Source organism: Ruegeria pomeroyi DSS-3 (assembly GCF_000011965.2).
Classification (GTDB): domain Bacteria; phylum Pseudomonadota; class Alphaproteobacteria; order Rhodobacterales; family Rhodobacteraceae; genus Ruegeria_B; species Ruegeria_B pomeroyi.
Map to the genome: position 1 here is coordinate 611,068 of NC_003911.12, position 13,177 is coordinate 624,244.

Sequence of the window (13,177 nt, forward strand, 5' to 3'; positions counted from 1 at the left end):
GACGCCATCAACCGGGCCTCCGGCAACGGATGCCCCTCGCCCGGAGGGAGGGACACGTGACCCCTATCCTGAATGCTCTGAACCGGAATGCCGAGCGCTGGGCGCTGCTGGTCTTCTACGTGATGCTTGTCGTCACCATGGCCGTCGAGGTGCTGCGGCGCGAGATCTTCGCCTATTCCTCGATTTGGGGAGAGGAGATCGTGCGCTATTCCTTCATCTACCTCGCCTGGATCGGCGCCGCCTCGGCGGTGAAAGAGCGCGGCCATATCCGCATCGACGTGCTGATGCATTACCTGGGCCGCCGGGCCAAGGCGCTGCTCTATATCTTTGGCGATCTGGTGATGTTCGTGGTGGCGGTGATCGCGCTGTACTGGTCGTTCGAGACGGTGCTGGTCTCGGCCAAGTTCGGTTCGGTCAGTCACGGCCTGCGTATCTCGATGGTGTGGTTCCTGATGGCGGTGCCGGTCGGGTTCTCGCTGATGGTCCTGCGACTGGTGCAATCCTTCCTGCGCGATCTGCGCAGCCTTCGTGACGGCACGCCCGTCTACGAGGGCGACAAACTGTTCGATTGAGGGGACGGTCATGCTTTGGAATACCCTCAATCAGACGGTTGAACTGGGCTGGGATTTCTACCTGCCGGTGATCATGTTCGTGGGCCTCATCGCGCTGGCGGTGCCGGTCTGGGCCGCCATCGGGGCGGCGGCGATCACCATGTTGATCATGTCGGGTGACATGCCGCTGAGCGCGGTGGGCGAGAGCCTGTTCACCGGAATCGACGCCTTTGCCCTGACGGCGGTGCCGCTGTTCATCCTGACCGGGGACGTGCTGGTGCGCACCGGGCTTTCCCGCAAGTTCCTGGACGTGGCCGAGGCGCTGACGCAATTCGCCAAGGGCGGGTTCGGCTCGGCCACGGTGCTGGTCTGCGGCATGTTCGCGGCCATTTCGGGCTCGGACGCGGCGGGGGCCGCCGCCGTGGGCCGGATGACCATCGACCGGCTGGTCGAGTCGGGTTATCCCCGGCCCTATGCCTGTGCGCTGGTGGCGGCAGGGGCCTGTACCGGCATCCTGATCCCGCCCTCGATCGCCTATATCATCATCGGTCTGGTGCTGGGCATCTCGGCCTCGACCCTGTTTCTGGCCGCGCTCATTCCGGGCCTGTGCATCCTGATCTCGATCCTGGTCACCAACGTGGTGATGAACCGCATCAACGGCTGGGAAGGGGGCGGCAATATCTCGGCCGGGGAATACTTTGGCAATCTGGGTCGCTCGCTGAAATCGGGCTGGTATGCCTTCATCGTGCCGGGCATCATCTTTTACGGCATCTTCTCGGGCCGGCTGACGCCGACCGAGGCGGGCGCCACCGCTGTTGTCGTCACCGTCCTGATGGGTTTCATCCTGCGCACCCTGTCGCTGTCCGACTTTCCGGCGATGCTGGTCAGCTCGGCCAAGGTGAACGGGGTGATCCTGCCGATCATCGCCTTTTCCGCCCCCCTGGCCGAGGCGCTGGCGATCATGGGTGTGCCGCAGGGATTTGTCGCTGCCGTCACCGGCATGACCGACGAACCCTGGCTGCTGATCCTGCTGATGATCGGCATCCTGATCGCGGCGGGCTGCGTCATGGAGACGACGCCCAATATCGTGATCCTGGCCCCGATCCTGAAGCCGCTGGCCGACAATATCGGCATGAACGAGATCCAGTTCTGCATCATGATGATCACCGCGCTGGGTGTGGGCTTCATCACGCCGCCGCTGGGGCTGAACCTGTTCGTGGTCTCCGGCATCACCGGCGAGTCCATCCTCAAGATCGCCGCCCGCGCCGTGCCCTTTGTTCTGTTCATGCTGCTGGTGGTGCTGCTCATCGCCTATCTGCCGGCCATCTCCACCACGCTCTTGCCCGATATCTACAAATAGGACGTCCCCGGTATGACCATCGAATACCTCAAGAAAGCTTCGCTAACCTCGAAATCCGATGCTTCGGACGTGCAAGAGACGGTGCGCGCGATCCTCGCCGATATCGAGGCGGGCGGGGATCAGGTCGCGCTGGACTATGCCGCCAAGTTCGACCGCTACGAGGGCAGCATCATCCTGTCGCCCGAAGAGATCGAGGCCGCCTGTGCGAAGGTGCCGGAAAAGCTCAAGGCCGACATCCGCTTTGCTCATGACAATGTGCGCCGTTTTGCCGAGACGCAGAAGGCGACGCTGACCGATGTCGAGCTTGAGGTGGTGCCGGGCGTGATAACCGGGCAAAAGGCGATCCCGGTGGATGCAGCGGGCTGCTATGTGCCCGGCGGGCGCTATAGCCATATCGCCAGTGCGATCATGACGGTGACCACGGCCAAGGTGGCTGGCTGCAAACATATCATGGCCTGCTCGCCGCCGCGCCCCGGGGTCGGCGTGGCCCCGGCCATCGTCTATGCCGCCCATATCTGTGGCGCCGATACGATCATGGCAATCGGCGGTGTGCAGGGCGTCGCGTCCATGGCCTTTGGCCTGTTTGGCCTGCCCAAGGCGAAAATACTGGTCGGTCCCGGCAACCAGTTCGTGGCCGAGGCCAAGCGCATGCTGTTCGGGCGCGTCGGCATCGACATGATCGCGGGCCCCACCGACAGCCTGATCCTGGCCGACAGGACCGCCGATCCGCATATCGTGACCACCGATCTGGTGAGCCAGGCCGAGCACGGCTACAACTCGCCCGTCTGGCTGGTGACCGATGATCGCGCGCTGGCGGAGAAGGTGATCGAGATGATCCCGTCCTATATCGCCGATCTTCCCGAGGTGAACCGCGACAATGCCGCCGCCGCATGGCGCGACTATGCCGAGGTGATCCTGTGCGCCGACCGCGAGGAGATGGCCGCCACCTCGGACCGCTATGCGCCCGAGCACCTGACGGTGATGGCCGAGGATCTGGATTGGTGGCTGGACCGGCTCAGCTGTTATGGATCGCTGTTCCTGGGCGAGGAAAGCACCGTCAGCTATGGCGACAAGGCGGCGGGCACCAACCACGTGCTGCCGACAAGCGGCGCCGCCAGCTATACCGGTGGCCTCAGCGTGCACAAATACATGAAGATCGTCACCTGGCAGCGTGGTACCCGCGAAGGGTACAAGCCCGTGGCCGAGGCCACCGCCCGCATCGCCCGGCTGGAGGGGATGGAGGGCCATGCCCGCGCCGCCGATGTGCGGCTGGCCAAGTATTTCCCCGACGAGACCTTTGACCTGACCGCCAATGGCTGACTCTGGCTATCTCTTCTCGGTGCGGGGCCGGGTGGCCTGTGTCACCGGCGCCAGTTCCGGGCTTGGGCGGCGCGCGGCGACGGTGCTGGCGCAGGCAGGCGCGCAGGTGGTGGGCGTGGCCCGGCGCGCCGACGCGCTGGCCGAATGGCAGGCCGAGGCGGGGGGTGAAACCCATGCCATTCCCTATGACCTGTCGGACCGCGACGGGTTGGAGGGGTTGGCGCGGCAGGTGGTCGACCCGTTCGGGGCGCCCGACATCCTGGTGCATGCGGCTGGCATCAACACCCGCCAGCCCGCCGATGAGGTCACGCCCGAGGGCTGGGACATCACCCTGACCCTGAACCTGTCGGTGCCCTTCTTCCTCAGCCAGTATCTGGTTCCGGGGATGAAGGCACGCGGCTGGGGCCGGATCGTCAATTTCGCCTCGCTGCAGACAACCCGCGCCTTTCCCGGTGGCATCGCCTATGGCGCATCGAAGGGCGGCGTGGCGCAGATGACCCGCGCCATGGCCGAGGCCTGGTCCCCCCACGGGATCACCGCCAACGCGCTGGGGCCGGGTTTCTTCCGCACCGAGCTGACGGCACCTGTCTTTGCCGATCCCGAACGCGCGGCGCGCAATGCCGCGCAGACCTGTATCGGCCGCAATGGCGAGCCCGAGGATCTGGACGGACCGCTGCTGTTCCTCTGCTCTCAGGCGTCGGCCTATGTCACCGGTCAGGTGCTGATGGTGGATGGAGGATATACCGCGAAATGAAGGCGCTGGTTTACACGGGCCCCGAAACGCTTGCGCTGCGCGAGATGCCCAACCCGGTGGCGGGGCCGGGCGAACAGCTGATCCGCATCGCGCGGGTGGGTATCTGCGGCTCGGACATGCATGCCTATCTGGGCCATGACGCGCGCCGCCCGGCGCCGCTGATCCTGGGTCACGAGGTGGCCGGTGTGATCGTAGGGGGGCCGCGCGATGGCGAGCGGGTGACCGTGAATCCGTTGGTCACCTGTGGCGCCTGCCCGGCTTGTCGCGAGGGGCGCGACAACCTCTGCCCCACGCGCCAGATCATCTCGATGCCCCCGCGCGAAGGCGGCTTTGCCGAATATGTGGCGATGCCCGAGGGCAACCTGGTCACCGTTCCCGACTCGGTGCCGCTGGCCCAGGCGGCACTGGCCGAGCCGCTTGCCTGCGGCTGGCACACGGTGCGCCTGTCACTGGCTGCCTTGTCCGGTGCGCGCGACACGGCGCTGGTGCTGGGTGGCGGGGCGATCGGACTGGGCGCTGCACTGTGTCTGACGGCGCAGGGCGTGCCGCAGGTCACCGTGGTCGAGCCGAACCCCGCCCGCCGCGCCTATCTGAGCGACCGTTGCGGCCAGCATGCGCTCGACACTCCGCCAGCGGGGTCGCAATACGATCTGGTGATCGACGGGGTGGGTTATGCCGCCACCCGCGCCACCGCTTCGGCCCATGTCCGCCCCGGCGGGGTGATCGGCCATATCGGCCTGGGCGAAGATACCGGTGGCCTCGATATCCGGCGGATGACCCTGCAAGAGATCACCTTTATCGGGACCTATACCTATACCTCCGAGGATTTCCGCCAGACTGCGCAGGCGATCTTTGACGGTCGCCTTGGCCCGCTCGACTGGACCGAGGCGCGCCCGCTGGATCAGGGCGCGGCGGCATTCGCCGATATCCGCGCGGGTCGGGTGGCGGCACCCAAGGTCCTGCTGGTTCCCGACACTGCCCCGGAAAGGAGTTAGGCCATGTATCACCGCATCCTTGTTGCCCTGTCGCTGGAACACGGGATCAGCGAACGTGCGCTGGAGACCGCCCGCGCCCTGGCTGCCGAAGGCGCCAGCATCCGCGCCGTCCACGTGATCGAGCCGCCCAACCCGGCGGTCCGCGCCTATCTGGACGCCGATCTGGTGGCCAAGGCCCGCGCCGATGCCGAGGCGCGGCTGCGCGCCCGCGTGGCCGATGCGCCGGGGGTGGAGCCGGTGTTGCTGAGCGGTCATTCCAGCCGCGCGTTGACCGAATACGCCACCGATATGGGCATCGACCTGATCATCGTGGGATCGCACCGGCCCGGCCTCAGCGACTATTTCCTGGGCACGACCGCCGCCCGTGTTGTTCGCCACGCACCCTGCACGGTGATGGTGCTGCGCTAGGGCGGGTGCCGCCCGCCGCCCCACAAAGTGAGCTCAGATCATGCTGCGCCAGACCGGTATTCATTCCAGCGAGGACGCCCGCAGGCTGGCACGCAAACGCCTGCCCTGGATGGTGTTCGACTATGTCGACGGCGCGGCCGGCGAGGAGCATGGCGCGATGCTGGCGCGCCGGGCCATTCAGGACATCCGCCTGACGCCTCGGGTGCTGCGCAACGTCAGCCGGCGAGAGCTGCGGGTGCAGCTGTTCGACAAGCTGGCGGTGCGCCCCTTTGGCATCAGCCCGATGGGCATGTGCAACCTGTCCGCCCCCGACGCCGATCTGATGCTGGCGCGGCTGGCGGCGCGGGACCGGGTGCCGCATGGCGTCTCGACCGTGGCTTCGACCGACATGGAAACCCTGCTCAAGGCCTCGGGCGGCATGGCCTGGTTTCAGCTTTATTTCAGCGGCGATGGCAGCGGCACCATGAAGCTGGTCGAGCGCGCCCGCGCGGCCGGCTACGGCACGCTGGTGCTGACCGTCGATGTGCCCGAGGTGGGCCGCCGCCCGCGCGAGCTGCGGCACGGGTTCAAGATGCCGTTCCGCATCGGCCCCCGGCAATTCGTCGATTTCGCGCTGCATCCGCGCTGGTCCCTGTCCACGCTGATCCGGGGACGCCCGCAGATGGCCAATTTCGACGGGCGGAATTATGTTTTCGACCGTACCGAGAGCCGTGCCGCCGCCGATTGGACAACTTTCGAGACCCTGCGCGCGACCTGGCCCGGCAAGCTGGTGGTCAAGGGTGTACTGCATCCCGGGGATGCGCTGCGCCTCAAGGCGCTGGGCGCCGATGCGATCCAGGTATCGAGCCATGGTTGCCGTCAGCTGGACGCAGCACCCCCGGCGATCGAGGCGCTGGCCGCGATCCGGCAGGCGGTCGGCCCCAGCTATCCGCTGTTCTACGACAGTGGCATCCGCAGCGGCGAGGATGTGGTCAAGGCCTATGCGATGGGGGCCGATTTCGTCTTCCTTGGGCGCCCGCTCCTCTATGCCATGGCGGCGGGGGGCGAGGCGGGGCTGCACCAGCTGTGGGAGGTGCTGGCGCAGGAGGTCAGCCTGACCCTGGCGCAGCTCGGCCTGACCGAGATGGCCGCGCTGCGCGAGGGAGCGGCGCGGTGAGGGGGATCAGGCGGTACAGGCCGCCATCAGCCGATAGACGATCTGGGCGGCGGTGAAATCCCAGGCGGCATTGCCGTCCGGCGCCAGTTCCACCACGTCAAGGCCAACGCATTTGCGACCCTTGAGCGCGTGCTCGACCAGATGCAGCGCCTGATAATACCCCAGCCCGCCGGGCACCGGCGTGCCGGTGGCGGGCATCTGGGCCGGGTCCAGCCCGTCGACATCGAAACTGACATAGACCAGCTGGGGGAAATCCTCGGGCAGGTCGATGGCATGGATGTTGGTGGTGACCAGCTCCTCGGCATCCTTGTAGAACACGCCGTGTCTGGCACGCTCGTCCATTTCCTGCTGGCAAAGAGCGCGGACGCCGAATTGCGCCAGCCGAATACCCTCTTCGGCGAGCAGGTGCATGACCGAGGCGTGGCTGTGTTTCTCGCCCTGATAGGCGATGCGCAGGTCGGCATGGGCGTCGATCTGCACCAGCCCAAGCGGCTGTCCCAGGGCGCGCGCCACACCCATCACCGCGCCGAAGCTGAGCGAATGCTCGCCCCCCAGCATGACCGGTACGCGGCCCGCGCGGATGGCGGCCTCGGTCCGCTGTGCCAGACGTTCCATCACCTCGGGCAGCGGGCCGTCGCAGTCGAGCGGCGGTTCGGTGTAGATGCCCTGCGCGCAGGGCTCGGCGCCGTTGGTGATGCGTTCCAGCTCGTTAGACGCTTCGATGATCGCAGCCGGACCGCCCGCCGTGCCCGAACCGTAAGAGACGGTACGCTCCAGCGGCACCGGAATGATGCGGAAACGGGCGTCCTCGCCCCGTTCGGCGGTGGTGAGTTCGCTGTCGAGGAAGATGCTCATGAGAGGCGGTCCTTGAAGTCGGAATAGTCGAATTGGCGCACGATGCGCAGCGCGTCGGTCTTGCTGTTCCACAGCGCGATGGTGGGCAGGGGCACGCCGTTGAAGGTGTTGGTCTTGACCATCGAATAATGCGCCTGATCGAGAAAGGCGAAGCGCTGGCCGATCGTCAGCGGCTGGTCCCAGGTGTAATCTCCGATCACGTCCCCGGCGAGGCAGGAGGGGCCGCCCAGGCGATAGGTATGGCCGCTGTCGGCCTCGTCCATCAGGGCGGGGCGATAGGGTGCCTCGATCACGTCGGGCATGTGGCAGGTGGCCGAGATATCGGTGATCGCCAGGTCCATGCCGTTCGAGGGAAGGTCGAGGATTTCGCCGACGAGGATACCGGCATCCAGCGCCACCGCCTCGCCCGGTTCGAGATAGACGTCGAGGCCGTGGCGCGCGCGAAGAGACTTGAGAAAGTCGATGAGCGCGTCGCGGTCGTAATCGGCGCGGGTGATGTGATGACCGCCGCCGAAGTTGAGCCATTTGAGGCCGGGCAGGTAGGGGGCGAGTTTCGGCTCGACCGCCGCCCAGGTGCGCAGCAAAGGCTCGAACCCCTGTTCGCAGAGCGTGTGCATGTGCAGCCCGTCGACGCCTTTCAGCGTCTCGGGCGTCAGCAAACTGACCGGGGTGCCGAGCCGCGAGCAGGGCGCGCAGGGGTCGTATTTGGCGATCTCGCCCTCGGAATGTTCGGGGTTGATGCGCAGACCGACCTGAACGCCCGCCGCCTGTGCGCGGGACAGGAAACGATCCTTTTGCGCGGGACTGTTGAAGATGATGTGATTGCTGAGCGACAGGATTTCGTCGATATCCTGTTCCTTGTACCCGGCGCAGAAGGTGGCGACCTCGCCACCGTATTCCTCGCGCCCCAGCCGCGCCTCGTAGATGCCGCTGGCGCAGGTTCCACCAAGGTATTGGCGCACGAGGGGCGCAAGGGTGAACATGGAAAACGCCTTGAGCGCCGACAGCACATGTGCGCCGGAGCGGTCGGAAATGTCGCGCAGGATCTTGAGGTTCCGCTCGATGGCGACCTCGTCCACCACAAAACAGGGCGTGGGCACACGGGAGAGGTCAAAGTGGCGAAAGGCGCCAGCGTCTCCTGCCTGGGTCTGCATCACATCTGCCATTTCCGGCACCTCCGCTGAAGGAGAGGCCGGGGGGCGCTGCCCCCCGGACCCCCCGAGGTATTTTTAAACAGAAGAAAGGGCGTGGGCGCCCGTTGCCCACAAGGTCAGAAAGAGACAGGACCGTCGAGTTCATGCACCTGCCAGGGCAGGCCGTGATTGTTGAGCATGTCCATGAAGTCGTCGGGGTCGAGCTGTTCCATGTTCCAAACGCCCGGTTCCACCCAGTTGCCCTTGAGCACCTGTGCCGCGCCGATCATGGCGGGGACACCGGTGGTGTAGCTGACCGCCTGGCTGCCCACCTCGCGGAAGCATTCCTCGTGGTCGCAGATATTGTAGATGTAATAGGTCTTCTCGCCCGAGCCGTCCTTGGCCTGCCCCGTGGCGATGTCGCCGATGCAGGCCTTGCCCTTGGTTTCTTCGGCCAGCGTGCCGGGATCGGGCAGCAGGGTTTTCAGGAACTGGATCGGGATGATTTCCTTGCCGTCATGCATGACCGGGTCGATGCGGGTCATGCCGACGTTCTCCAGCACCTTGGCGTGCATGATGTACGCGTCGCCGAATGTCATCCAGAAGCGGGCGCGCTCGATCTCGGGGAAGTGGGCCGAAAGGCTCTCCAGTTCCTCGTGATACATCAGGTACATGTTCTTGGGCCCGATGCCGGGAAAGTCGAATTCGACCTTGTGGGTCATCGCGGGCGTGACCTGCCAGGCGCCGTTTTCCCAGTGCCGCGCCTCGGCCAGAACCTCGCGCAGGTTGATCTCGGGGTTGAAATTGGTGGCGAATGCCTGATCGTTCGAGCCGCCGTTGGCGTCCAGCACGTCGATCTGGCGGATGGTGGCAAGCTTGTGCTTTTTCAGCCAGGTGGCAAAGACCGAGGTCACGCCCGGATCGAAGCCCGAGCCGAGGATGGCGGTCAGGCCTGCCTCCTTGAACTTGTCCTGATAGGCCCATTGCCAGTGGTATTCGAACTTGGCCACATCCTCGGGCTCATAGTTGGCAGTATCGAGGTAGTGGCACCCGGCCTCGAGGCAGGCATCCATCAGCTTGAGGTCCTGATAGGGCAGGGCGAGGTTCACGAGGATTTCGGCGCCGGTCTCTTTGATCAGCGCAACGGTGGCGGCCACGTCCATGGCATCCAGCGCGGCGGTCTGGATGGTGACTCCGGTGCGCTCCTTGACCGAGGCGGCGATGGCGTCGCATTTCGCCTTGGTCCGGCTGGCCAGAGTGATCTCGGTGAAGATGTCGGAATTCATGGCCATCTTGTGAACGGCGGCGTGGCTGACGCCACCTGCGCCGACAACGAGTGTTTTGCCCATGGGAAAGTCTCCTCTGGCTGGTGGGTTATTCGTAATAGGTATAGCCGTTGATGCTGTCGCGATAGGCGCCGATGATCAGCTTGCGTTCGCTGGCCTTGAGGCAGCCGTTCGATATGGCGCCATCGACCAGCTTGCGGAAGGCGGCGACGCAATCGGCCGGGTCGTATTCGACGTAAGAGAGCACTTCGGAAATGGTGTCGCCCTCCTGCTCGTGCAGCAGGTCGAACCCGCCATCGGCGCGCAGGTCGATGGTGACGACATTGGTGTCGCCAAACAGGTTGTGCAGATCGCCCAAAGTCTCCTGATAGGCGCCGACGAAGAAGACGCCGAGGTAATAGTCCTGATCCTCGGGCAGGGAATGCACCGGCAGGGACGGCGACACGCCATCGGCGAGGATGAAGCGGTCGACCTTGCCGTCGCTGTCGCAGGTGATGTCGGACAGGACCGCGCGGCGGTCGGGCGCCTCGTTCAACATCTGAAGCGGCACGATCGGATGCAGCTGGTCGATGGCCCAGACATCGGGCAGCGACTGGAACAGGGAAAAGTTGCAGTGATAGATATCGGCGATCTTTTCCATCTGGGCGTCCAGATCGGTTTCCGCCTCGACCTCGGCCACCATGGTCTTGATCCGCGCCATCAGCGACAGATAGATGCGTTCGGCCCGGGCCATCTGGCGCAGATCGACATAGCCACGGCGAAACAGCGCCCGCAATTCGTTGCGATAGAAGGTGGCATCGTTCCAGCATTCCTGAAGCCGCGCGGGCGTCAGATAGCCGTTCACCGCCGCAAGGTCGCTGACCAGATGGTGATCGTCCGGTTCGGTGCCCGGCGCGGTGGGCGCGTCGTAAAGCGTGCTTTCGAGCACGTTGAACACCAGCAATGACGAGGTCGCCACCACCGCGCGGCCGCTTTCGGTAACGATGGTCGGGTGGTCGATCCCGGCCTCGTCCATCGCATAGGCGACGGTTTCCACCACATTGGCACAGTATTCCTCGACCGTGTAGTTGATCGAGTTCTCGGTGGCGCGCTTCTCGCCGGTGTAATCGACGCCCATGCCGCCGCCCAGATCCAGATGGGTGAGCGGCACGCCCTCGGCGCTGAGTTCGGTGAAATAGCGGCAGGCCTCGCCCACGGCGCGGCGCACGTCGTTGACGTCGGGAACCTGGCTGCCCAGATGCGAGTGTTGCAGCTTGAGGCAATGGATCAGCCCGGCATCGCGCAGCTTGTCGACCACGCGCACCAGCTGATCGGTGTTCATCCCGAAGGAGGAACGGTCGCCCGAGCTTTCCTCCCACTTGCCGCTGATCTGGTTGGTGAGCTTCACCCGCACACCCAGAAGCGGCTCGATCCCCAGTTCCTCATAGACGGCGATGACGGTGTCGGCCTCTTTCGGGCTTTCCAGCACGATCACGGTGTTGAAGCCCAGCTTGCGGCTGAGAATGGCCAGCCGGACGAACTCGGCATCCTTGACCCCGTTGCAGACAATCAGCGCGTCCGTGGCCAGCTTGTGCGCCAGCGCGATCACCAGTTCGGGTTTCGACCCGGCCTCGAGCCCGTAACTGTAGCGGTGGCCGAATTCGACGATACGGTCGATAACCTGCGCCTGCTGGTTGACCTTGATCGGGAACACGCCGCGATAGGCGCCCTTGTAGCCCGAGCGGGCGATGGCGTCGGCAAAGCTGTCGTTGATATGGCAGATCTCGTTCTCGAGATAGGAACTGATCCGCAGGATCATCGGGGCGCGAATGCCGCGCTGTTCCAGATCGTGCAGGATGCCGGGCAGGCTGACCGCATCGGCCTCGGGGCGGAGCGGGTTTTTCAGCCCGATCTCACCCTCTTCTGTCACCACAATCAGGCCCTTGCCCCATTTGTCCACGCCATAGACGGAATGCGGTGCGTCAAGAGGATGTTTCAATCGGGTCGGCCTTTCCTGCGGCTTGGGCTCCGGTGTCGGGTCGCCCTTTAAAGGCGGGGTTTGATTCGTCCAAGGCCAAACTTGTGGCGCGGACAACGCGCGGCAAAGGCCCGGCGGACGGGCCGCCTGTAACAAGGCAGAGAAAGCCCGGCCCCCGGAATGTCGACCCTAACCCTGAAGCGGCGCGTTGTCGATTGCGCTCAACTCCTCCATGATGTCAAAGACATGGTCCGAGACCACCCTGATCCCGAAATCGGCAAGCCGTTTCAGATGCATCTTCTTGTAAGTTTCGAGATGGTCGAGAGTGCGGAAAAGATAGGTCGAGCCGAAGTGGTTGGTTCCGTCCTCGACGGTCCAGATCTTCCAGACGATGCCCGGCTCTTGGGCGATGCTTTCCGCCAGCTGTCGGGTTCCGGTCAGGAACTCCTGGCTGAGCGGGCCATCGTAGGTCAGGTGCAGGTCCCAGATTTTCTGTGTGCTCATGATGCGGGTCTCGCTTGTGTTCGCAAGGTTATCGGTTCTTGCCAAGCTGCATGAAGCTGAGGACAGCCAGCAGGGCAAAGAAGATCGGGTCGGACCAGCCGAAACCAGAGAATATCCCCGTCAGGCAGGCATAAAGCGTGATCACCACACCCAAAGCGTTGGTCCAGATCAGCCCGGTCAAAAAGGTCCGGGCGGCCTCGCTGCCCTGTGCCACGTGGCGAAACAGAAAGCTGGTCACGCCGATGCCGCCAAGAAAGATGGAATTGTGCTGCGACAGGAACACCGCGTAGCGGTCGTTCAGTTGCAGCCCGTAATTCGGCCAAAGCAGGGCCGGGGCGAAGAAAAGCGCGAGGGCGAAGAACATGTAGATCACGCCATGGGCGGTCAGGAAGGTCTTGTTTGTCATGGTTATCCTCTCGGTGCTTGAGTGAGCGTCTTGCGAAGTTGGTTGAGCGCGGTGATGGTCTGGCGCTTGCCGGCCGTGCCGAGGCCGCTGAACAATTGATCCAAAGCCTGGTTGTGGATCGGGATAAAGTCATCGACCTTGCGCCGCCCCTCCGGGCTGAGTTGCAGGATGCGGCCGCGCTTGTCCTCGGGGTCGACGGATTTCTCGATTAGGCCGGCCTGGATGAGGTTCTTGATTACGACGTCCAGATTGCCTGACGTCGACAGGGTGAACCGCATCAGGTCGTTCATCGAGACAGGGCCCTTGTTGGCAAGGGTTTCCAGCGCGTCCCATTGCGGGGCCGTCAGCCCGTGGGCGCGGAACACCGGCCCCATGGCCCGCATGAAGAGTTGCTGGCTGCGCAAGAGAGCCAGCACCAGCGCCTGATTTTCACGATCTTGGGTCTTGTGTTTCATGTCGAACAATTTACCCCTAGTTAGGGATAATTCAAGA

Annotated in this window: 14 protein-coding genes; 7 read left to right on the forward strand and 7 right to left on the reverse strand. The window is 64.5% G+C overall.

What is annotated here, in order from left to right; genetic code table 11:
- Positions 1 to 29 precede the first annotated feature (29 nt).
- Genes SPO_RS02990 through SPO_RS03020 form a run of 7 tightly spaced genes read left to right on the forward strand, consistent with a single transcriptional unit; the run spans position 30 to position 6,544 of the window.
- Positions 30 to 572 carry a TRAP transporter small permease gene (locus tag SPO_RS02990; RefSeq protein WP_011046348.1) on the forward strand — a complete coding sequence of 181 codons (543 nt, stop codon included), beginning with the start codon at positions 30 to 32 and terminating at the stop codon, positions 570 to 572.
- A gap of 10 nt (positions 573 to 582) precedes the next feature.
- Positions 583 to 1,911, forward strand: a complete 1,329-nt coding sequence (locus SPO_RS02995) for a TRAP transporter large permease (protein WP_011046349.1) — start codon at positions 583 to 585, stop codon at positions 1,909 to 1,911.
- A 12-nt stretch (positions 1,912 to 1,923) separates the two neighbouring features.
- Positions 1,924 to 3,231, forward strand: coding sequence for a histidinol dehydrogenase (gene hisD / locus SPO_RS03000; protein ID WP_011046350.1), 1,308 nt, complete (start codon positions 1,924 to 1,926; stop codon positions 3,229 to 3,231).
- On the forward strand, positions 3,224 to 3,985 hold the full coding sequence (locus SPO_RS03005; protein WP_011046351.1) for an SDR family NAD(P)-dependent oxidoreductase: 762 nt from the start codon (positions 3,224 to 3,226) through the stop codon (positions 3,983 to 3,985). The genes hisD and SPO_RS03005 overlap by 8 nt, the downstream gene beginning before the upstream one ends.
- Positions 3,982 to 4,980: a zinc-dependent alcohol dehydrogenase gene (locus SPO_RS03010; RefSeq protein ID WP_011046352.1), complete on the forward strand. Its 999-nt coding sequence runs from the start codon at positions 3,982 to 3,984 to the stop codon at positions 4,978 to 4,980. The genes SPO_RS03005 and SPO_RS03010 overlap by 4 nt, the downstream gene beginning before the upstream one ends.
- A gap of 3 nt (positions 4,981 to 4,983) precedes the next feature.
- On the forward strand, positions 4,984 to 5,388 hold the full coding sequence (locus SPO_RS03015) for a universal stress protein (RefSeq protein ID WP_011046353.1): 405 nt from the start codon (positions 4,984 to 4,986) through the stop codon (positions 5,386 to 5,388).
- A 40-nt stretch (positions 5,389 to 5,428) separates the two neighbouring features.
- Positions 5,429 to 6,544: an alpha-hydroxy acid oxidase gene (locus SPO_RS03020; RefSeq protein ID WP_011046354.1), complete on the forward strand. Its 1,116-nt coding sequence runs from the start codon at positions 5,429 to 5,431 to the stop codon at positions 6,542 to 6,544.
- Between the two features lie 6 nt (positions 6,545 to 6,550).
- Here the strand turns inward: SPO_RS03020 and speB are convergent, their stop codons facing one another.
- From speB to SPO_RS22110, 7 genes are all read right to left on the reverse strand, one after another.
- Positions 6,551 to 7,399: an agmatinase gene (gene speB / locus SPO_RS03025; protein ID WP_011046355.1), complete on the reverse strand. Its 849-nt coding sequence runs from the start codon at positions 7,397 to 7,399 to the stop codon at positions 6,551 to 6,553.
- Entirely contained in the window at positions 7,396 to 8,565 is a 1,170-nt protein-coding gene (gene nspC, locus SPO_RS03030) for a carboxynorspermidine decarboxylase (RefSeq protein WP_030003177.1), read from the reverse strand. The genes speB and nspC overlap by 4 nt, the downstream gene beginning before the upstream one ends.
- Positions 8,566 to 8,669: 104 nt before the next feature.
- The gene (locus SPO_RS03035) at positions 8,670 to 9,881 is read right to left on the reverse strand and encodes a saccharopine dehydrogenase family protein (protein ID WP_011046357.1); all 1,212 of its coding nucleotides are present in this window, start codon (positions 9,879 to 9,881) and stop codon (positions 8,670 to 8,672) included.
- A 25-nt stretch (positions 9,882 to 9,906) separates the two neighbouring features.
- Positions 9,907 to 11,796, reverse strand: a complete 1,890-nt coding sequence (speA, locus tag SPO_RS03040) for a biosynthetic arginine decarboxylase (RefSeq protein WP_044027874.1) — start codon at positions 11,794 to 11,796, stop codon at positions 9,907 to 9,909.
- Positions 11,797 to 11,964: 168 nt separating this feature from the next.
- Complete coding sequence (locus SPO_RS03045) at positions 11,965 to 12,279, reverse strand: monooxygenase (protein ID WP_011046359.1); 315 nt, start codon at positions 12,277 to 12,279, stop codon at positions 11,965 to 11,967.
- A 28-nt stretch (positions 12,280 to 12,307) separates the two neighbouring features.
- Positions 12,308 to 12,685: a hypothetical protein gene (locus SPO_RS03050; RefSeq protein ID WP_011046360.1), complete on the reverse strand. Its 378-nt coding sequence runs from the start codon at positions 12,683 to 12,685 to the stop codon at positions 12,308 to 12,310.
- 2 nt (positions 12,686 to 12,687) lie between these two features.
- A complete protein-coding gene (locus SPO_RS22110; protein WP_011046361.1) occupies positions 12,688 to 13,140 on the reverse strand; it encodes a MarR family winged helix-turn-helix transcriptional regulator in 453 nt (150 codons plus the stop codon).
- Between the last annotated feature and the right edge of the window lie 37 nt (positions 13,141 to 13,177).

What these genes read in the sequence shown, in the direction of transcription:
- SPO_RS03050 (WP_011046360.1), bottom strand. Translation starts at nt 12,685, where the DNA reads ATGACAAACAAGACCTTCCTGACCGCCCATGGCGTGATCTACATGTTC.
- SPO_RS03020 (WP_011046354.1), top strand. Translation starts at nt 5,429, where the DNA reads ATGCTGCGCCAGACCGGTATTCATTCCAGCGAGGACGCCCGCAGGCTG.
- SPO_RS02995 (WP_011046349.1), top strand. Translation starts at nt 583, where the DNA reads ATGCTTTGGAATACCCTCAATCAGACGGTTGAACTGGGCTGGGATTTC.
- SPO_RS03045 (WP_011046359.1), bottom strand. Translation starts at nt 12,279, where the DNA reads ATGAGCACACAGAAAATCTGGGACCTGCACCTGACCTACGATGGCCCG.
- SPO_RS03010 (WP_011046352.1), top strand. Translation starts at nt 3,982, where the DNA reads ATGAAGGCGCTGGTTTACACGGGCCCCGAAACGCTTGCGCTGCGCGAG.
- speB (WP_011046355.1), bottom strand. Translation starts at nt 7,399, where the DNA reads ATGAGCATCTTCCTCGACAGCGAACTCACCACCGCCGAACGGGGCGAG.
- SPO_RS03035 (WP_011046357.1), bottom strand. Translation starts at nt 9,881, where the DNA reads ATGGGCAAAACACTCGTTGTCGGCGCAGGTGGCGTCAGCCACGCCGCC.
- SPO_RS03005 (WP_011046351.1), top strand. Translation starts at nt 3,224, where the DNA reads ATGGCTGACTCTGGCTATCTCTTCTCGGTGCGGGGCCGGGTGGCCTGT.
- nspC (WP_030003177.1), bottom strand. Translation starts at nt 8,565, where the DNA reads ATGGCAGATGTGATGCAGACCCAGGCAGGAGACGCTGGCGCCTTTCGC.
- hisD (WP_011046350.1), top strand. Translation starts at nt 1,924, where the DNA reads ATGACCATCGAATACCTCAAGAAAGCTTCGCTAACCTCGAAATCCGAT.
- SPO_RS03015 (WP_011046353.1), top strand. Translation starts at nt 4,984, where the DNA reads ATGTATCACCGCATCCTTGTTGCCCTGTCGCTGGAACACGGGATCAGC.
- SPO_RS02990 (WP_011046348.1), top strand. Translation starts at nt 30, where the DNA reads ATGCCCCTCGCCCGGAGGGAGGGACACGTGACCCCTATCCTGAATGCT.
- SPO_RS22110 (WP_011046361.1), bottom strand. Translation starts at nt 13,140, where the DNA reads ATGAAACACAAGACCCAAGATCGTGAAAATCAGGCGCTGGTGCTGGCT.